Here is a 19,293-nt window from a genome sequence, read left to right on the forward strand (position 1 = left end):
TACCCGTGGGAGCGGGCAAGCCCGCGAAGAGGCCGGCACAGACCACTTACTCTTTCTCATCCAGCAAAGCCTGTATAACCTGCTCCTGCCCCCCATAATCCCCCTCGCCAAAGTGCACATGGCGCACCTGCCCCTTGCGGTCGACAAAGTAGTGCGCCGGCCAGAACTGGTTGCCCCAGGCATTCCACACCTTGTAGTCGTTATCCACCGCCACCGGGTAACCGATCCCCAGCCTGGCCACCTTGTCACGCAAGGTGCCCACATCGTGCTCGTAGTCGTACTCCGGGGTGTGCACGCCGACCACCACCAGGCCCTGGTCGGCATAGCGCCGCGCCCATTCGTTCACATGGGGCAGGCTGCGCCGGCAGTTGATGCAGTCCCAGGTCCAGAAGTCCACCAGCACCACCTTGCCCTTGAGCCCGGGGCCATCCAGCGGCGCCGAATTGAGCCACTGGCTGGCTCCCGACAGCGACGGCATGGCACCGTAGCTGTCGCGGGCCATCAGGTGCCCAGCCAGGCCCAGGCCGGCCAGCGCCAGGGCAATGCCGCCAACCTTCAACAACAAGCGGCGATCAATTCTCATGGCAACCGCCGGTGGCGTAGGTACGGTACTGCACGCTCTGCTGCTGGCCCTTGGAGTCGAGGTAGTCCATGCGGGTGTTCACCAGGCCGCAAGCATCACTCTGGTCATCCTGTATCGACAGCACTTTCTTCACATCCAGGTGGTCGCCGTAGCGGTACTGCATGACCCCGGTATCGTTCATCGGCATCGTGGAGGCCTGGGCGGCAATGGCGCCGAAGCTGAGCACGGCGAACAGGCTGGCACTGACGAAGGTATTGAGTTTCATGGCATCTCTCCTGTGTAACGCTTTGGGGGTGGGGAGGTGTGCTCCCCGGTCGAGAGCCATTTCACGCCAGCCAGGTATCCCGTATGTGTCGCCCGAAGCGGTGATGTGCTTCCTCCTGTGTCTGTCCGCACGCCAGATACACTGCAATACAAAACCCCGCAGGCAAGGGCGAACACGCTCGGTACACTGCGCCCATCCCCTCTTGCACAGGAACGCAGCGCATGGAACACGTCGATCACATCCTGATCGTCGACGACGACCGCGAAATCCGCGAACTGGTCGGCAACTACCTGAAAAAGAACGGCCTGCGCACCAGCATCGTCGCCGACGGCCGGCAGATGCGCGCCTTTCTCGAAGCCAACAGCGTCGACCTGATCGTCCTGGACATCATGATGCCCGGCGACGACGGCCTGCTGTTGTGCCGCGAGCTGCGCGCCGGCAAGCACCGCAACACCCCGGTGCTGATGCTGACCGCGCGCAACGACGAAACCGACCGCATCATCGGCCTGGAAATGGGCGCCGACGATTACCTGACCAAACCGTTCTCGGCTCGCGAACTGCTGGCCCGCATCAACGCCGTGCTGCGCCGCACGCGCATGCTGCCGCCCAACCTGACCATCAGCGAAAGCAGCCGCCTGCTCGGCTTCGGCCAGTGGCGGCTGGACACCACCGCGCGCCATCTGCTCGACAGCGAAGGCACCCTGGTTGCCCTGAGTGGTGCCGAATATCGCCTGCTTCGGGTGTTTCTCGACCACCCGCAGCGGGTGCTGAGCCGTGAGCAGTTGCTCAACCTGACCCAAGGCCGCGAAGCCGACATCTTCGACCGCTCCATCGACCTGCTGGTCAGCCGCCTGCGCCAGCGCCTGGGAGACGACGCCCGCGAACCCAGCTGCATCAAGACCGTGCGCAGCGAGGGCTACGTGTTCTCGCTGCCGGTGCAACTGCTCGAGTCGCCATCATGAAGTGGCCACGTACCCTGGCCTCGCGCCTGGCACTGATCTTCTTCACCGGCCTGGTGCTGGCCTACGGCCTGTCGTTCGGCCTGCAGGCCTACGAGCGCTACATCAGCAGCCGCTCGATGATGCTCAGCACCCTGGAGCAGGACGTGGCCACCTCGGTGGCCATCCTCGACCGCCTGCCCGCGGCCGAGCGCGCCGCCTGGTTGCCACGCCTGGAGCGGCGTACCTACCGCTACCGGCTGGACCATGGCCTGGCGGGCGAAGCCATGCCCAGCAGCGACCCGCCCATGGCTGCCGACTCGATCGTCAAGGCCATTGGCGCCGACTATCGCCTTTCCTTCCAGGAAATCCCCGGCCCGAACGCGCACTTCCAGGCACACCTGACCCTAGCTGATGGCGCACCGCTGACCATCGACGTAACCCCATCGCCGGTTCCGGTGGCACGTTGGCTGCCCGTGGTGTTGCTGATCCAGTTGGCCGTGCTGTTGCTGTGCACCTGGCTGGCGGTACGCCTGGCGATCGGCCCGCTGACCCGCCTGGCCCACGCGGTGGACAACCTCGACCCGGACAAGCCTGGCGTGCAGCTGGATGAAAGCGGCCCGCGCGAGGTGCGCTACGCCGCCGTGGCCTTCAACGCCCTGCAGGCGCGCATCGCTGCCTACCTCAAGGAACGCATGCAGTTGCTGGCAGCCATTTCCCACGACCTGCAAACGCCGATCACGCGCATGAAACTGCGCGTCGAAGTGATGGACGACGGGGTTGAAAAGGACAAGCTGTGGAGCGACCTGGGCGAGATGGAACACCTGGTGCGCGAAGGCGTGGCCTATGCCCGCAGCATGGACACCAGCACCGAGGCACCGTGCCGGGTGAACCTCGATGCCTTCCTCGACAGCCTGGTGTTCGACTACCAGGACAGTGGCGCCCGGGTCGAGCGCCATGGCAGCAGCGGCAGCCTGCTGGAAACTCGCCCCCATGCGCTGCGACGGGTGCTGGTGAACCTGGTGGACAACGCTCTCAAGTTTGCCGGTGCTGCCGAGCTGGAGGTGGGCCGCGAGGGTGACATGACCGTGATCCGCGTGCTCGACAACGGGCCAGGCATACCTGGTGACGAACTGGATGAAGTGCTCAAGCCGTTCTATCGCGTGGAAGGCTCACGCAACCGCAGCACCGGCGGCACCGGGCTGGGGTTGGCGATTGCCCACCAGCTGATCCAGGCCATGGGTGGCCGACTGACCCTGAGCAATCGCGCAAGCGGCGGGCTGTGCGCGCAGATCGAGCTGAGGTAAGGCAATCTCAGGCAGGAGCGGCCTTGTGTCGCGATCGGGCCGCAAAGCGGCCCCGGCAATTCATGCGCCGAAGCTGAAAACCTGGGGCTGCTTCGCAGCCCATCGCGACACAAGGCCGCTCCTACAGGGACTGCGGCGCTTGAGCGACTTCTACAATCCGATACACAACCCCACCACCGCCGACACACTGCAGATACCCCTCCCCGACACACTTCCGGTCACACAACCACACCCCGGGAGCCTCCCTGATGAAACCCCTCACCCTTCCCTCCGGCTGGAAGCTGTTCGCCACGCTCGCCGGCCTGACCCTGGCGATGACCGCCATGGTCCTGGCCAGCCAACCTGATCCCGACGGCCTGCGCAGCGCGATCCGTGCCACTGCGCGCAGCTCCTTCGCGCTATTCCTGCTGGCCTTCCTGGCTTCGTCGCTGGTGACCCTGCTGCCTGGCACAAGCAGCCGCCGCCTCCTCCAGGAACGGCGCTATCTGGGGCTGGCATTCGCCTTTTCCCACACCGTGCATGGCGTACTGATCTACCGCTACGCCCAGCAATTCCCCGAGCTGTTCTGGGCCGGCCGCACGCTCACCTCCAGCCTGCCCGGTACCCTCGGCTACCTGTTCCTGCTGCTGCTGACCATCACCTCGTTCAAGGCCCCGATGCGCCTGTTGGGTGGCCGTGCCTGGCAGGCCCTGCACAGCACCGGCATGTGGGTACTGGCCGCGGTGTTCTGCCTGTCGTTCTACAAACGCATCCCCATGGGCGGCTGGTACCCGCTGGCGTTCGCCCTGATGTTCAGCGCCATCGCCGTCAAGCTCACCGCCAAGCTGGCCCGTCAGCAACGCCGTAACGCCCGTGCCCTTTCCTGAAGAGAGAAACCAGCATGACTACCTTGACCCGCACCCTGACCACCTTCGACCGTTTCGGTACCTGGAGCGCCGACCTGCCGTTGCGGCTGTTTCTGGCCTGGGAATTTTTCGAATCCGGCTGGGAGAAATTCAATGGCAGCAACTGGTTCGCCGACCTGCAAGCGAACTTCCCGTTCCCCTTCAACCTGCTGCCTGCAGAGCTGAACTGGCAGCTGTCGATGTGGGCGGAGCTGATCCTGCCGTTACTGCTGTTGCTGGGGCTAGGTACCCGGCTGGCCTCGTTGGGGCTGATGGTGCTGACCGTGGTGGCGATTGCCGCGGTGCATTGGCCGGCGCACTGGTCGAGCCTGGCCGAGCTGGCCCAAGGGTATGCGATTACCGACCAGGGTTTTGGCAACTTCAAGTTGCCGCTGATCTACCTGGTGGCGTTGCTGCCACTGCTGCTGAAAGGGGCTGGGAGGTTGAGCCTGGATCATTGGCTCAGGGGGCGGTTCTGCAGGTGATTTCGCCGGGGCTGCGTTGCAGCCCATCGCCGGCTTGCCGGCGATGGGGCGCAAAGCGCCCCCCATACCAACGATTCAACCTGTACCGATGATAACCCCCTGCTCGCGCAGCCCCTCCAGCAACGCCAACCCCTCTTCCATACCACCTCCCAACGCCTCCAACCGCACCCGCCCACTGCCCTGTTCCAAGGCCAGTAACCGGTACGCCAGCGGTGCCAGGCGCGCGAAGCGCACTTTCAACTCCGCATCGCGATAAACCAGCAACAAGGTCGGCGTCTCTGGCGCGACCGCTGGCTGGTAATCCGCCCCGATCCGCTCCACCGGCCAGCGATAGGCCAACACCCGTGCCACGCACGACAACAGTGGCTCCCCTTCCAGCAGGTCGCCTGCCGGGTCATGGGCCGGGTCCTCGGCATCGCTCAGATACAACTGCGCCTCGACCCACTCATAGTGCGCCAGCTCCAACTGCCAGGGCGCATCCAGCTCGATGCCTTGCAGGTACTCGACGAACGCTTCGGCAATCTCGGTGAACAACGGTGTCTGGCTGCGATAGTTGGCATAGAAATCTCGCACTCGCGCATGCCAGCGCTGTTCGCCCAACGCCTGGCGCATCACCGGAAAACTGCCGGCCAGCAAACCTTCGATAGCACCATAGAACAGCTCGCGGTAGATCTTCAGCCGCCGGGCCTCTATGCCAGGCGGCGGCGCATGGCGCTGCGGGTCACGCAGGTGCCGGGCCAAGGTGTACTGCTGCTCACGCAAGGTCTCATTCATTTGCATGCCCTCCCGAAACACGCTGCACAGTGCTGATGCGCGCCGTTTCGGCGAGCAGTTCGGCCAGCGGCGGGTAGTTGAAATCACGCTCGAGCACGGTCGGTTGCACACCGAAGCGCGCACAGGCGACCGCGTACAGCGCCCATACATCTTCCTTTACCGCAGCCCCGTGGGTATCTACCTTGAGGTCCGGCGCTTCATCGTAATGGCCGGCCACGTGCATGCCGGCCACCCGCGCCAGGGGTAAGCCTGCAAGGAATTCGCGGGCGTCATAGCCGTGGTTGCAGGCGTTGACGAAGACGTTGTTGACGTCCAGCAGCAGGTCGCAGTCGGCCTCATCAAGTACCGCACGGATGAAATCGAGTTCGCTCATCGCCTGGTACGGCGCGGCGTAGTAGCTGATGTTTTCCACGGCAATGCGCCGTTCCAGGTATTCCTGGGCCTGGCGAATCCGCGCGGCCACATGGCGCACCGCTTCGTCAGTGAATGGAATTGGCATCAGGTCGTACAGGTGCCCGTCATCGCTGCAGTAGCTCAGGTGCTCGCTGTACAGGCGTACCTGATGGCGATCGAGAAACTGGCGGGTCTGGCCAAGGAAATGTCGGTCCAGCGGCTCGCTGCCACCCAGCGACAACGATAGCCCGTGGCAGGTAATGGCAAAACGCTCGGCCAGCTGCGCCAGCCCCTTGCCGTAGGCACCACCTACGGCAATCCAGTTTTCCGGTGCGCATTCGAGAAAGTCCACGGCGTCAGTTTCCATGGCCAGCAGTTCCGGCAACAGCCCGCGGCGCAGGCCGAGCCCGACCCGTAAAGGGACGGGAGACAAAGATGTGGGGTGCATGAGCAGGTCTCCGCAACAGGCACAACGCCCCGCCTGACCAGCAGGAGGGGCGTTGCGCGGTTCGTGGGGCAGAAGGTCAGGGCTTGCCGGTCAGGTGGCTGAACAAGCCTTCGGGCATGGCCTTGCCATTAGCCTGGTAGATCGCCTTGAGGTGATCCGCGGCTTCCTGCTCGGAGATGAAGCCATCATGGTTGCGGTCGATCTTGTCGAAGTCGCCGGCACGGTCCTTGGCCACCACCAGGAACTCGTCGCGCGAGACCTTGCCGTCGTGGTTGCTGTCGGTCTTGGCGAACGAGGCATCACCACACTTGCCCTCGCCACACTTGCCCTCGGCACCGGCCTTGGCGCTGGCGCCGCACTTGCCCTCACCACATTTGCCTTCGCCCTGGGTGGCCTTGGCGCTGCCACCACATTTGCCTTCACCACACTTGCCCTCGCCGGCCACCTTGGCCGAAGCCAGCTGGTAACCCTGGGCCAACGGCTCGACGGCAAAGGCGCTGCTGCTCAAAGCCATGCTGCCGATCAGGGCAGCGCCGAGCAGGCCGAGGGTGTTTCGTACTTGAGTCATGGTGTTGCTCCACTGTGGTTGGAATGTGGAGCCATTAGGCCGTTGCGGTATGTCGTGGATGTATCGCACGGGGTGCGGTTTTGTATGGGAATGGGTCTGCGGCGTGAGCAGATACAGTGGGATACACAACGGCCCCGAGGTGCGCCGGGGCCGTTGTGCCGGGTCAGTCTTCCAGCGGTTTGGGCGGCGCGGCCGGTTTGGCGGGCTTGCTGTCCTTGGCCTTGGCTTTGGTTTCCGGTACCGCCGCGGCCACAGGCTCGGGCGCCGTCACGGCTTTTTCGCTGGCGGGCAGGTCATCGACCGCCTTGAGAATCACCTGCGGGTCGATAACCTCGCCACTCTCGTCGTCCTTGAGCATGTGCCGCTCACCGTCCTTGCCCACCAGGATCACCTTGGTGCCTTTGCTGGCACCCAGCTTCAACTCGCGGATCAGGGCCATGGTGGTCTGCTGCTCGAGGTTCTTGTCCTCACGCTTGCCCATCATGTTGGCGACGCTGTAGACCACCAGGTTGCGCTCTTTGAAGGCGGCCTGGGTGGCCGGGTCCTTGAGGGCTTCGTTCAACCCACGCAACGTCGGGTCGGCGCTACTGGGCGCAATGACGACCAAGGGCCTGGCCTTGCCCAGTTCCTTGGCCAGCGGCGCGTCACTGTCGGCGGCAAATACGGGGCCGACAAATGCGAGCAAGGTGGCGAGGGTCAGTGACCGGACGAGCATGCGTATCTCCTTATTCTCTCGATAAACCAAAGACTACAGATCAGGGAGAAAGATCCTACAAGCGAGCCTAAACCAACCGAGCCGGCACGTGCGTATGCAAAGGTAACCTGGCATTTCCCCCAGGCACATGCGGCGCTCAAGCACGCCGTCGATGCCCGATAATCAGCATAGTTCATCGCCATACCACTGCCCGTGCCGGCACCGACGACTTCAAGTCGCCGCCTGTTCTGCCTGCCCGTCCAGCGCATCGAGCGTCAGCGTCATCATCAGTTCGCGTTCCGCCGCCTGCCGCTCGCTGGCCACCCGATTGATTTCGGTCAAACGCTCCGCCTCGGGCAGGGTGAAATTGCCCTGCAACGCCTCCAGGCGCTCGTGGAAGGGGGCGTCGAGCAACTCGAACCGCGCTGCATGGGCAGCGCGCAGGTGAGCTTGCCAGAAATCGCGCACGATCAATGAACTGGCAAGCCGCTCCCCGGTTTCATTGGCCAGCACCCAGTTCCGCGCCTGCGCCAATTGCGCTGCCCCTACCTGGGCAAGCGTACGAAACGTCATGCCACTGGTCAGAATCGGGAGCTCAAGTTGCTCGCGCAGGCCCAGACGATAAGCCAGCACTATGTCGATCGGGTCTGTGCCTCGCCCTTCGAACTCACGCGCAAGCACATCCTGCTGGGCAAACTGATCGACCTCATCCAGCCGCCACATTTGCCGACCGAGCCGCAGCAGTGCTTGCTCCTGCCCGCCCGCCGCCGCCTGAGTACGGGCCCGCCACGCCAGCAAACGCAGCTCCAGGTCGCTGAAACGCAGGGCCACGCTGTCCTGGCAGGTCAACTGCTCGGCGTCATTGAACATCAGGTCGCGAAGCTCGTCCGACTCTCTCATGGCACGCAGCAGTTCCAGCACCCGGCCAGCCAGGTAACGTGCCCCGGTCAGATGCTGGAAGTCTTCGGTCTCCATCAAGCGTTCAAGCAGGTTGAAGAACTGCGTGGCATCAGGCATGGCTTCCAGCGCCTCCCAATGGGCACCGAGCTCGGTACGCAAGCTGATCCCGGCAGCATCCATCCAGCGCAACCGCGCGGGCACCGCCGCCGCGCCCCCATCGGCCATTGCGGCAAGCAACACTGCATGCAACCGTTGGGCTTCGGGCTCGCTAAAGGGGTTACCTCTGAGGCGCACTTCGTGCTCCATCCACAGCCGGGAATCATAGAAACCCTCCGGCATGGTGGTTATCAGATTGTCGCGAAAGTCCACCACCCTCAAGGAGGTGCTTTGGAGGAGACCATAAGGGACATCCCGTATGCCCGTGTCGGCAAGCCGCAGCTCGCGCAGGCGCGGCAGCCCACTCAACGAAAACGGTCGACCCAGAGGGTTATGCGACAAATCGACGGACACCAGGTTGGGGCAGCTGGCAAGAATGGTGGCTTGCCCGGCATCCAGGCGGATGCGGTTTCGCTGCAGGCTCAGACGCTGCAGGTTGGGCATGCCCAGCAGCGCTTGCGGGATTCGGGCGAGCCGGTTGTTGGGCATCTCCAGGCCACGGATATTCGGGAATGCGCGCAAGAAACTCTCGGGCACATCCTCAAGCTGCATGTTCTGCAGCGTCAGCACATGCACATGGGCAAACACCACCTGCTCGGAAAACGCCGGCAGGTTACTGGTGCGCATTTCAGTCATGTCCCAACGGTAGACCGTGCCAGGCCCCACCTCGTGCGCCCCCTCCTCGAGCATCTGTTGCCAGCAGCAGCGCAATGCACGTCGCAACCTGCGCCTGTTCTCTCGCTCGGCGGTGTCGGGGGCTGCATGAACCCAGCGCCGCAGCTGGGTAGTGAGTGCGTCGAAGGTCTGTTCGTACTGCTGCAACGTGCGCTCCAGCCCCACGACCGAATTGCGCGCCCGCTCTACCCAGGCAAACACCTGCTCATCGGTGAAGGTCGGGTACAGGTAACGCACGCGGCGCAGGATCGGCCCGGGTCGATACGCACTCGGCGAGCCGCCCGGAAGACGCCCGCTCAAGGGATAACCGATGCGGCCGTCCGCCAGCCGGGTGGGTAGGTGCAGCCCCGACGTACGCGAAGGGCTGAGCAGTTGCTCGACAGCCTGACGCCTGGCCAGGGCCTGGCGCGTGAGCAGCACCCGCAGGTTATGGGCAAAAGGCTCGGACACCTGCAGGGCTGCGCGCAGGTCATCGCCATAGGCATGGCTGATGACCTCGAACAGCTCGCCCGCCTCACCAACGGCCAGCCCTTGCGGGCCGATACGCTGGAACAGCCCGTCCTCGAAAGCCAGGTCGCAGACCGGGCTACCCGCCTGCATCGTGGCCACCGGCGCAGCGCGCTCCCCGCCATTGAACAGCCGCCAGCGTATCCCGCCGCTGGCCGCCGGCAAGTGCTCGAGCATCGCCAGCACAACGCGGGCAAGGTCGAGGTTTTGCGGGGTGTCCCAGTGCAGCGCTTCGAACACCCGAACCTTGCGCACGTCAGTCAGTCGCTGCCTGGCGGCCTCGCCCAGGCGTAACGGGATACGCCCGGTCAGTTGCAAGCGCTCACGGTCCGCTGCACTGGCCCTGGCCAGCAGCGCCTGTGCGGCACGCCAATGAAGGCCGGGGAACACACGCCGCAGTGCCGTGATGTCGGGGTTGCCTGCCGTCACCTGGGCTTCGGCCTGATAAACCTGCTCGAACAACCGCCGCCGCTGGGCCCAGGCCAGGTCCGCCAGGGCTTGCCCGGAAAGGCCAGCGGCCCCTTCGAGGCCTTCGAGCTGCGCCAGCACCACACTGTCTTCGGGTTGCTGCCCTGACCGCAAACGGGCCACCAGCGTACGAATGCGCTGGTCGATCAGCACCCGCTGGGCGCTGTCGACTACCCCCGGCTCCGGCGCCCGTCCCAGTACATGCCAGGCTCTTAGCTGGTCGCTGCCCAGGCCATGGATGCCCAGCACTTCGTCAACCTGTTCGTCCTGCAACTGCGCCAGTTGGCCGCCCAGGCGCCTGAACAGGTAGCGAGGCGCATCCCACTGCAACGGCTGTTCGTACCAGAGCCTCCAGGCTCCGGCACCATTGTGCAACAGCAGCGGCCCGTGGCCATGGCGCGGCAGCAATTGCCAGCAGCCATCGGTACTGCGCTGCACCACCCGGTAGAAGTGCTCATCGATGGCCACCCAGGCCCGCTCACCCTGGCGCCAAACGCCTTGCGCATCACTCAGCGCATCGGCAGGCGGCGCCTCGCCACGAAAGGCTGCCAGGTCACCGTCCCATAAACACACGGCACCGTCCTCCAGGCGCGCCTGGGGCATGCTGTCGACCCGCAGCGAGCGCTGCCACAGGCGCCGCGCCCCGCCCAGCGCGGTGCCTGTGGCAGCGATCACGGCCAGGTCGATGGCCACCTCGGTGACATGGTCCAGTGCTTCACGAACCTCTCCTTCCTGCCACGCCGCCACCGACTGAAACACGTCATCCAGCCATTTCCAGGCAAGCATGGCCAGCAGCACGGTTCCCAGTGCAGGCAGGTAAAGACTGGCAGCACTCAGGGCGGTCAACCCCAACGCCGCCAGGCGCTGCGCGTGCGCCTGCTGGACCTCCCGGTCCAGCTTCGCTACAGAAGGCGCGAACACTTGCGCATCATCCTTGACCTGGGCAACACGCAGTGCCGCGAGGTTTTTGAACACATAAGCCCCCATAGGGTGCATGCGCTCATCAAGGTCGATGTTGGCCCATTTCGTCAGGTCATCGTAGCCCGCCCCGATGCGCGAAAAAAACGCCTGGCTGTCACGCGCCCGCACGAAGCGAGCGAAAAACTGCCGGTAGGTGACCATGCGCAAGCGCTGCCCCAGCACGCGCTGGGCAAATTGCTGCAAATCGTCATGGGCGCTCCACGCGCCTTGGGGGTCACCCGGGATATACACCAGCACGCGTCTGGTACTGGTGTGCAGCGGGGCAAAGGTCTCATCGCGAACGTCGAGCACCAGGATCTGCTGCAGCGGGCAACCCAGCACTTCGAGGCGCTTGCCCAGCACCCGAGTGTCATCGAGCTGGGATAACCAACCGTCACGCCACAGTTTGACCAGCAACTCGAGCTCTGCTGCGTCGAGCACACCCGCGTGGCGAGCCTGCATGGCATCGATCAACATGCCGTGGCGCACGCTGTCGGCCAACAACGCCTTGCTCTGCGGAGTTGCCAGGTGGCTGTCCAGATGCTGCTGGTAACGCTGGCCCAGGTCCAGCTCGCGTACCAGGCTGGCAAAGGCCATGGCGCTGGGAGCCTCCAGTGGCATGCCGTCGGCCTCGTAGAGGCCACAGTCCGGCGCCTGGCCACCGGCCTTGGCCTCGGCAGCGGTAAAGCCGTGCAACGCAGCCTCGAGCAGGGGAATCTGGTAATAGACCCGCTCGGTCAAAGGCACGCGAATCGGCGCATAGGTGCTCAGTGGTTTTTCAAATGCCGCGCGCATCCACAAATGATCAAGGTCCTGTTTCAGGCCGTATCGGGCTTGCAGTGCCTGTTTCAGCAAGGGCGTGGCGAAGCGGTCGATTGGTACAATCTGCTGCAACAAGGCCTGCAAGCGGTATCGGCAGTCCAGGCTGCCCCTCAATGCCTGGCACAGGACCCTCATGTGCTCGGGGTTGCCCGGGCGCATCCAGCCGGGCAAGCGCTTGGCGATGATGGCGTCCTGCTCGGCTTGTTCGAGCAGGTCGTGTGTGGCTTGCAGGGTACCCATGATGCCGCCTCCGCGTGCTGAAAAAACGCAAGGCTATCGGCGGGCGAGACACCCAGGTGCCTAGCGGATTACTACCCGCTTCACCGGCAAGGGCAACCGCCCAGGCACCGCTACCTGGGCGCAGCCACGGGTATCATCACAGCCGCCAGGTGGCGGCCCAGCGCCTCCCGTGTCAGTTGCCTGGTCACATTGAGTTCCCACTGCTGTACGCGGTCCTGAAGCCGATCGATATCCACTTGCGCGGCGTTGCGCTCGACCAGCGCTTCCAGTTCGGCATGAAAGAAATGCGGCGTACTCAAGCGCGTCGCGAAGACGCGAGTCAGGTACTCCTTCCAGAACGGTGTGGTCGACAGGTAATCGACCAGCGCGTCCCTGGACTGGGCAACCCGCACCAGCTGCGCGGCGGCGTCGATATCCTGCCGCGACAGGTTGGCAACGCCTGGGTTGAGCATTTCGTCGTGCTCGACAGGCAGGTCCAGCTCGTCGGCCAGCGCCAGCCGGTAGGCCAGTGCGAACTCCAGCGACTCCTCAGGCCGGCCAGCACGCACGGCGTGCAAGCCACCCACCTGGTCGAGGGTATCCAGCCGCCAGCATTGCCCGCCCAGGTGCAACAGCGCCCGCTCCGGGTCGTCGGCCTTGCTGCCGTGCAGTGCTTTCCATTTGCGCACACGTACTTCCAGGTCGCTGAAGCGCAAGGTTGCGTTGTCCTGGCAGTGCTCGGTCAGCGCATGCGCGTACAGTTCCGTGCACAACAGCGGCTGTTCGCTCATGGACACCAGCATGCGCAGCACCCTGAGTGCCAGGTAGCGGGCCAGGAATTCCTGCTGGAAATCGGCCGAACCAGTCAAGCGCTGCAGCAGGTGAAAGAAGTCTCTCGATGCCTCCTGGCCATTGAGCTTGCTCCAGATATCAGCCATGCGATCTCGTTCAGCGGGCTGCACCAGGTCGGTCCAGCGCAGCATCGTCGGCACCTGGTCTTCGAGAACCTCGTGCCAGGTATCCTGGTCACGCAGCAAGGGGTTGCCTGCAAGCCAGACCCGCCCCGCGTGCCACAAGTCCGAGCGATAGAACCCGTAGGGCAAAGTGCGGATCGCATTGTGGCTCACGTCCAGCGTATGAAGGTGCGGTGCCTCCATGACCCCGGCGGGCATCTGCGTCAACTGCGCCCCCCGCAGCATCAAGGCATTGAGCCGGGGCATGTCCGCCACTGACAGCGCACTGCGCAACGGGTTGTGGGACAGGTTGAGGTACACCAGCGAGCGGCAGGCCTGCAGCAGGGCCGGCATGCCGCCCTCAGGCCCGATCTGGTTGTTCGACAGGTCCAGCACCTGCAGGCGTTCGGCCATGGCCTGGGGCAACGCCAGCGTACGCAGTCGGCAATTGGTGATGTTCAGGGTGCTCAACGTGGAGAAGGCGTGCAGAAACGTGTCTGGCACGGTGTGTATCTGCAGTGACCGTAATGCCAGGTCCGACACATGCGCGAAGCTGACCGTCGCCGGGATAGCCGGCAGCGCATCCAGGTCACTGCGGTAGCAACTCAGCAAATAACCGCGGTCTGCCTCTACAGCCCCCAGTTGTCTGGGCACCAGGTAGCGCCAGCAGTCAACGAGGCCTCGGGCGAACTCTCGACGCGCCTTCCAGGCCCAGGCTTTGACCGTACCCACCTGCCAGCCCTTCAGGGTCTGACGCAACGTGCCCAGCTGTCGCTTCAACTCGGCCAGCTCCGTCGCGGGGTCACGTTGCGACGCCCGCAACCGTTCCAGCCAGTGCTCGACTTCGTCATCGTCGAAGCCCGGGTAAAGGTCACGCAGCTCGGCGGCCAGGTTCCTGACTACGGCCCGGTCCAGGCCCAGGCACTGGCGCCAGCCACTCAACGGGTAGCCGATGCGGCCGTTGGCCAGGCGTTGCGGCATGAACACAGCGCCATTCGAGGGCCTGATGCCTAGCACTCCGGCGATCACTTCCCGCTGTTGCGCCACCCGCCGCGCCAGCTCGCTGCGTAGCTGCAAGGCGAACGGTTTGCCAATGGCCAGTGCCGCGCGCTGCTCACGGGTATAGCCGCTGGCTATCTGCTGGAACAACTCACCCGCTGTGCCCAACGGCCTCTGGTCATCGCTGAGATGGAACAGGCCGCCCCGGTACCTCAGCTGCAACTGCCGCCCGCCCCCACGGGTGCTGAACAGCGGCGTACCGGCGTCACCGTCGAACAATTGCCAGCGTGGGCCGATGCCCATGCCAGGCATGCGGTCGAGCATGCCCAGGGCGAAGCGCGCAAGGTCCAGGGTCTGCGGCGTATCGAAAAACAGGGCTTCGTGTACACGGATGCAGCGGATGCGCTTGACCAGTACCGCAGCCGAGATCAACAGGTCGTCCGGGCTTGCCGTGCCCAGCAGCTGCTCCGCCGCAAGCCGGTGCAGGCTGGCAAAATCGCGCTGTAACGCCTGCGTATCGCCGGTCACCGGGTACTGTTCGTAGTACAACTGCCCCAGCAACGAACGGCGACGGTTCCACAGGTAATCGGCCAGCTCGTCATTCGCCACATCCTCTGTACTCTGCCAGCGCCGTGCCCGGGCAAGCAGTGCCGTATCGGCCACCGCCCCGCCTGCGCGCAGCTGGCTGACCAGGAGCTTGATGCGGTTCGCCAGCCTGACCCGGCTGACGGTGTCCAGCAGGCAGGCATCCGCTGCCTGGCCGCACACATGCAAGCCGCGCAAGTCGTCCGGTTCCATCCCGTGAATGGCCAGCACGTGATCGATCTGGTCGTCTTCCAGTTGCCTGAACTCACCGCCCAGGCGCCGGAACATGGCGTGCGTGTCATGCCACTCCACCGGCTGCTCGCACCATACCCGCCAGGCACCGGCGCCGTTGTGACGCAACCGTGGGCCGTGGCCTTGCCTGGGCAGCATGCGCCATTGCTCGTCGTCGCCCTGTACCACTTCGTAGAAGTAACCCTGCATGTTCACCCAGCAACGCTCGCCCAGGCGATACACTCCCTCGGCATCGGGCTGCGCTTGCAGCGCTGGCGGCTCGGTGCGAAAAGGGGCCAGGTCGAAGCGCCAGAGCTTTTCGCTGCCATCCTCGAGGCGCGCCGTGACCAGTTGCTCGACCAGGTCGGTCCTACGCACCACCGCGCCGGCCAGCACAGACGCGATACCCACCGTGATGACCGTCCTGGCGATGTTCAGCAGGTGCTCGACCGCGGCATGGGTATCGCCCTCCCGCCAGCTTTCCACCGCATGGAATGCGTCCTTGAGCATGTCCCAGGCCATGGCTGCCGCCATCACCGCGCCAATGACCGGCACGAACAGCCCCGCTACCCCTGCCGCAGCCCAGGCGCCGGCCTCCAGACGTTCACGCTGCGCCTGCTGCACGCCGCTGTCGATCATGCGTACCGGTACCGCGATGAATGCCGCATCATCCTTGATCACATCGATGCGTGCCTGTGCCTGGCGGTCGAACAAGGGCAATGCACAGTCAACCAGGTGCTGTTCCATATCCCGCGAAGCGGCTTCGGTCACATCCGCTAGCTCGCTGATAACCCGGGCGAAAAATCCGGCCTGATCACGCAGGCGCACGAAACGCCTGAAGAAACCCTGATACTGAGGGTCGGCAAGGCGTTTACCCAAGATCCTGCGGACAAAGGTGTCGAGGTCTGGCGCAACACACCAGGGGCTGACCGGGTCGCCGGGCAGATACACCAGCACGCGCCTGGTGCTGGTAAAACCCAGCGTCGTGCGGGTGACATGCAGCACGATGATCTGCTCCAGCGTGCACCCAAAGGCATGCAGATGCCTGGCGGCGACCGGGTCACCCTCGAACCTGCCAGGCTCGCCGCTGCTGCACAACCCCAGGATCAGGGCCAGTTCTGCATGGGTCAGGGCTGCCTCGGTCATTGCCTTGAAGGCATCCACCTGCATGTTCGACACCAACTGTGCCTTGAGCGTGGCTTGCAGGCCCTCGGTGCCCTTGGCGGGCGGGTACAGGACGGTGTCCAGGTGCTCCTGATAGCGCTCACCCAGGTCCAGCTGGCGGCACACTTTGGCCAACGCCGGAGCGCTCACCCCCGGCACCGCCACACCCACTGCGTCCACCAGGCAGTCGCTGCGCGGCAGGGTGCCCGGGCTCGCTTCATCCTCGGTGAAATTGGCCAGCGCAGCATCGACAAGCGCGATGTCGTAGTAGTCTTTTTCCTGCTGCGCCAGGCGGCCCGTGGCCAGTTCGGGATCAGGCGAAAGGGTGAAGTAGGTATGGCGGTAGTACAACGTATCGGGGTCGTGCAGGGAATGCAGTTTCTCCTGCAACGCCCGCTGCAGCAGCGGCTTGCAGAATGCGTGAATGCCTTGCAACGGCGCCAGTTGGCGCTGCAGGCGCTGGCGGCAGTCGAAACTGTCTTGCAGGGCCTGCAGCAGCGTCGTCAGTTGTTCTGCTGTTACCGAAGAAGGCGGCTGCGGCGCACTGTCCGGGCTTGCCAGGTGCAGCCCGCTCAGCCAGGCCGGCAAGCGGCGGGCAAGGATGCCGTCCTGGAAGCCTCGCTCCAGGTCCAGGGTGGTGGGCAATGCTTGGGTCGGATTCAGACGGTTCTGCATGTCGCGCCTCCAGGGTAAACGGAGGTGCGAAACTAGTGGCTGCCACTGGCCAGCGAGTGCTAGCCAGGTACCACCGCGTCAGAACAACAGGAGCTGGCGATCGGTCAGCGCAGCAAAATCATCCCCCACGAACGGCAGGATGGCATCGGCCACCGGCTGCAGCTGGCGGCTCAGGTAATGATCGTAATCGATGGGCGCCTGCGGGTTCTCCAGCGGCTCGGGGCCCGCGGTGGTCATCACGTAGCTGATCCAGCCGCCGCGCTGGTACTGCTTTGGCCTGCCCAGGCGGCTGTTGTAGTCATCTGCCAGGCGCGCAGCGCGCACATGTGGGGGCACGTTGCGTTGATAGTCGGCCAGCGGCCGGCGCAGGCGCTTGCGGTACACCAGCAACTCGTCCAGTTCACCGGCCAGCGTCTGCCGCACATAGTCACGCACGTAGTCGCGGTACGGCTGCCCACGGAAGATCCGCGCATACAACTGTTGCTGGAACTGCCGGGCCAGCGGCGACCAGTCGGTACGCACCGACTCCAGGCCCTTGTAGACCATCTCCTCGTTGCCATCGGCCCGCAGCACCAGCCCGGCGTAGCGCTTCTTGCTGCCTTCGTCCGCGCCACGGATGGTGGGCATCAGGAAGCGCCGGTAATGCACCTCGAACTGCAGCTCCAGCGCGCTTTCCAGGTTCATCTGTTGGCGCAGGTGTTCGGCCCACCACTGGTTGACCTGGGTCACCAGCTCGCGGCCGATGCGTGCCGCAGCCTCCTCGCCATGGGCGCCCTTGAGCCAGACGAAGGTGGAGTCGGTATCTCCGTAGATCACCTCATAGCCCTTGGCTTCGATCAACGCGCGAGTCTGGCGCATGATCTGGTGGCCGCGCATGGTGATCGACGAAGCCAGGCGCGGGTCGAAGAAACGGCAGCCGCTCGAGCCCAGCACCCCGTAGAAGGCATTCATGATGATCTTCAGCGCCTGCGACAGCGGCGCGTTACCCTCGCGCTTGGCGGCTTCCCGGCCCTGCCATACCCGCTCGACGATGGCCGGCAGGCAATGCTCGCTGCGCGAAAAGCGCCCACCCCGGAAGCCTTCCACCGAATGCTCGTCATCGGGCTGGCGCAGGCCTTCGACCAGCCCCACCGGGTCAATCAGGAAGGTACGAATGATCGACGGGTAAAGGCTTTTGTAGTCCAGCACCAATACCGAGTCGTACAGGCCCGGGCGCGAATCCATGACGAAGCCACCGGGGCTGGCTTCGTCGGGGCGGCTGCCCAGGTTGGGGGCGACGAAGCCCAGGCGGTGCATCTGCGGGATGTACAAGTGGCAGAACGCGGCCACCGAACCACCGCTGCGGTCCGCGGCAAGGCCGGTGACCGATGAACGCTCAAGAAGGAATTCGAGCAGGCGGGTGTGGGCGAAAATGCGCGTCACCAGCTCGCAGTCCTTGAGGTTGTAGCGCGCCAGGGCCGGTTTGTCCTCGGCAAAGCGGCGGTTGATTTCGTCCATGCGCTGGTAAGGTGTGTCGATGGCCTTGCCTTCACCGAGCAGGGTTTGCGCGACACTTTCGAGGCTGAACGACGGGAAGCTCCAGGTCGCCGAGCGCAGCGCCTCGATGCCGTCGATCAGCAGCCGCCCCGGGGCATCGGCAAACACGTGGCCGCCACTGGTATGGCTGCGCAAGGTCATGGGCGCGCCATTGCGCCCCAGTGCCAGTGGTACCTGCAGCAGCTTGGCGTGCTCATGCAGCAGGCGCAGGTCGAACTGGACCAGGTTCCAGCCGATGATTGCATCCGGGTCATGCGTGGCCATCCACTGATTGAGGCAGGCCAGCATCTCGGTGCGGTCGGCGCAGTAGTGCAAGTCGAAGTCAAGTCCATCAGCCGTGCCATTGACCGGGCCGAGCATGTACACCTGGCGCTGGCCACAGCCTTCCAGGGCAATGCTGTACAGCTCACCCCGCTCGCTGGTCTCGATATCCAGCGACACCAGGCGCAGCGGCGGGCGATAACCCGGCAGGGGTTTGAGCTGGGCATCGCAGAGCACGCCCTGGGCATCCGGCTGGCCGGTGAACTGCACCGGGGCAGTGATGAAGCGCTCCATCAGGTAGCGCTCGGGCGGACGGATATCGGCCTCGAACACCTCGATACCGGCTGTACGAAGGCGTTGCTCCAACTGCATCAGTTGCCGGTGCTGGCGGCAGTACAGGCCCAGCACCGGGCGCTGGTCAAAGTCCTTCAGCTGCAGTGGCCGCAGCTCGACACCGGGTTCGTTGGCCAGCAGCACCCGTGCGTGCGCTTCCTGCGCCTGGGGAATGAAAGCCACCGATACCTGTGGCGCCAGGCGCAACTGCCGTGGCCCCTGATCGGTGGCCAGCCAGAATTCCACGCAGGTGCCTTCGGGCGTGTCATGCCAATGCCGGGTCAGGACAAAGCCCTGCTGCAACTCCACCGCGTCGACCTCTGAATCGTTTGTTGTGCTGATTGCGGCGATTCTACCGCCGATGCTCCGTTGCAGCGCATTTTTCCAGAAGAACATCCAGCCCGTCGGGTGTGCTGTTACGCAGATGACTCCAATGGGTAAGCGCGACGCGGCACCTGTGGGAGCGGGCATGCCCGCGAACAGTCCAATTCGATGGCTGGCACCGCGTTG

13 protein-coding genes are annotated in these 19,293 nt (G+C 64.5%); 4 read left to right on the plus strand and 9 right to left on the minus strand.

The window, feature by feature from the left end:
* Positions 1–46: 46 nt before the first annotated feature.
* Both ACIQYU_RS18635 and ACIQYU_RS18640 read right to left on the minus strand, forming a co-directional pair.
* Complete coding sequence (locus tag ACIQYU_RS18635) at positions 47–583, minus strand: thioredoxin family protein (protein WP_233687780.1); 537 nt, start codon at positions 581–583, stop codon at positions 47–49.
* Positions 573–848: a DUF2790 domain-containing protein gene (locus tag ACIQYU_RS18640; RefSeq protein WP_233694274.1), complete on the minus strand. Its 276-nt coding sequence runs from the start codon at positions 846–848 to the stop codon at positions 573–575. The genes ACIQYU_RS18635 and ACIQYU_RS18640 overlap by 11 nt, the downstream gene beginning before the upstream one ends.
* Positions 849–1,069: 221 nt before the next feature.
* Here ACIQYU_RS18640 and ACIQYU_RS18645 point away from each other — a divergent pair, with 221 nt between their 5' ends.
* The 4 genes from ACIQYU_RS18645 (at position 1,070) to ACIQYU_RS18660 (ending at position 4,462) form a co-directional block, all read left to right on the plus strand.
* Positions 1,070–1,810, plus strand: coding sequence for a response regulator (locus ACIQYU_RS18645; RefSeq protein ID WP_003250463.1), 741 nt, complete (start codon positions 1,070–1,072; stop codon positions 1,808–1,810).
* Complete coding sequence (locus ACIQYU_RS18650; RefSeq protein WP_241106489.1) at positions 1,807–3,093, plus strand: HAMP domain-containing sensor histidine kinase; 1,287 nt, start codon at positions 1,807–1,809, stop codon at positions 3,091–3,093. The genes ACIQYU_RS18645 and ACIQYU_RS18650 overlap by 4 nt, the downstream gene beginning before the upstream one ends.
* Positions 3,094–3,341: 248 nt before the next feature.
* Positions 3,342–3,959 carry a ferric reductase-like transmembrane domain-containing protein gene (locus ACIQYU_RS18655; RefSeq protein ID WP_207837381.1) on the plus strand — a complete coding sequence of 206 codons (618 nt, stop codon included), beginning with the start codon at positions 3,342–3,344 and terminating at the stop codon, positions 3,957–3,959.
* Between the two features lie 14 nt (positions 3,960–3,973).
* The gene (locus ACIQYU_RS18660) at positions 3,974–4,462 is read left to right on the plus strand and encodes a DoxX family protein (RefSeq protein WP_207837383.1); all 489 of its coding nucleotides are present in this window, start codon (positions 3,974–3,976) and stop codon (positions 4,460–4,462) included.
* Positions 4,463–4,537: 75 nt separating this feature from the next.
* Here ACIQYU_RS18660 and ACIQYU_RS18665 read toward each other — a convergent pair whose 3' ends face one another.
* The 7 genes from ACIQYU_RS18665 to ACIQYU_RS18695 form a co-directional block, all read right to left on the minus strand.
* Positions 4,538–5,236 (minus strand): DUF2063 domain-containing protein, encoded by a 699-nt coding sequence (locus ACIQYU_RS18665; RefSeq protein WP_207837385.1) that lies wholly within the window; start codon positions 5,234–5,236, stop codon positions 4,538–4,540.
* Complete coding sequence (locus tag ACIQYU_RS18670; protein ID WP_233694272.1) at positions 5,229–6,077, minus strand: DUF692 domain-containing protein; 849 nt, start codon at positions 6,075–6,077, stop codon at positions 5,229–5,231. Before ACIQYU_RS18670 ends, ACIQYU_RS18665 begins: the two co-directional genes overlap by 8 nt.
* Before the next feature lie 76 nt (positions 6,078–6,153).
* Complete coding sequence (locus ACIQYU_RS18675; protein WP_207837390.1) at positions 6,154–6,645, minus strand: EF-hand domain-containing protein; 492 nt, start codon at positions 6,643–6,645, stop codon at positions 6,154–6,156.
* A 163-nt stretch (positions 6,646–6,808) separates the two neighbouring features.
* Positions 6,809–7,360 (minus strand): DUF4174 domain-containing protein, encoded by a 552-nt coding sequence (locus ACIQYU_RS18680; RefSeq protein ID WP_207837393.1) that lies wholly within the window; start codon positions 7,358–7,360, stop codon positions 6,809–6,811.
* Positions 7,361–7,570: 210 nt separating this feature from the next.
* Positions 7,571–12,067: an NEL-type E3 ubiquitin ligase domain-containing protein gene (locus tag ACIQYU_RS18685; protein WP_402801416.1), complete on the minus strand. Its 4,497-nt coding sequence runs from the start codon at positions 12,065–12,067 to the stop codon at positions 7,571–7,573.
* A gap of 110 nt (positions 12,068–12,177) precedes the next feature.
* A complete protein-coding gene (locus ACIQYU_RS18690; protein WP_402801418.1) occupies positions 12,178–16,653 on the minus strand; it encodes an NEL-type E3 ubiquitin ligase domain-containing protein in 4,476 nt (1,491 codons plus the stop codon).
* 78 nt (positions 16,654–16,731) lie between these two features.
* Positions 16,732–19,092, minus strand: coding sequence for a DNA polymerase II (locus ACIQYU_RS18695; RefSeq protein WP_402801459.1), 2,361 nt, complete (start codon positions 19,090–19,092; stop codon positions 16,732–16,734).
* Between the last annotated feature and the right edge of the window lie 201 nt (positions 19,093–19,293).

The organism is Pseudomonas sp. NPDC096925 (assembly GCF_044762545.1).
Taxonomy (GTDB): domain Bacteria; phylum Pseudomonadota; class Gammaproteobacteria; order Pseudomonadales; family Pseudomonadaceae; genus Aquipseudomonas.

Bases quoted from the DNA above. Each gene is read 5' to 3' on its own strand.
- ACIQYU_RS18635 (WP_233687780.1), bottom strand. From the start codon at position 583: ATGAGAATTGATCGCCGCTTGTTGTTGAAGGTTGGCGGCATTGCCCTG.
- ACIQYU_RS18640 (WP_233694274.1), bottom strand. From the start codon at position 848: ATGAAACTCAATACCTTCGTCAGTGCCAGCCTGTTCGCCGTGCTCAGC.
- ACIQYU_RS18645 (WP_003250463.1), top strand. From the start codon at position 1,070: ATGGAACACGTCGATCACATCCTGATCGTCGACGACGACCGCGAAATC.
- ACIQYU_RS18650 (WP_241106489.1), top strand. From the start codon at position 1,807: ATGAAGTGGCCACGTACCCTGGCCTCGCGCCTGGCACTGATCTTCTTC.
- ACIQYU_RS18655 (WP_207837381.1), top strand. From the start codon at position 3,342: ATGAAACCCCTCACCCTTCCCTCCGGCTGGAAGCTGTTCGCCACGCTC.
- ACIQYU_RS18660 (WP_207837383.1), top strand. From the start codon at position 3,974: ATGACTACCTTGACCCGCACCCTGACCACCTTCGACCGTTTCGGTACC.
- ACIQYU_RS18665 (WP_207837385.1), bottom strand. From the start codon at position 5,236: ATGAATGAGACCTTGCGTGAGCAGCAGTACACCTTGGCCCGGCACCTG.
- ACIQYU_RS18670 (WP_233694272.1), bottom strand. From the start codon at position 6,077: ATGCACCCCACATCTTTGTCTCCCGTCCCTTTACGGGTCGGGCTCGGC.
- ACIQYU_RS18675 (WP_207837390.1), bottom strand. From the start codon at position 6,645: ATGACTCAAGTACGAAACACCCTCGGCCTGCTCGGCGCTGCCCTGATC.
- ACIQYU_RS18680 (WP_207837393.1), bottom strand. From the start codon at position 7,360: ATGCTCGTCCGGTCACTGACCCTCGCCACCTTGCTCGCATTTGTCGGC.
- ACIQYU_RS18685 (WP_402801416.1), bottom strand. From the start codon at position 12,067: ATGGGTACCCTGCAAGCCACACACGACCTGCTCGAACAAGCCGAGCAG.
- ACIQYU_RS18690 (WP_402801418.1), bottom strand. From the start codon at position 16,653: ATGCAGAACCGTCTGAATCCGACCCAAGCATTGCCCACCACCCTGGAC.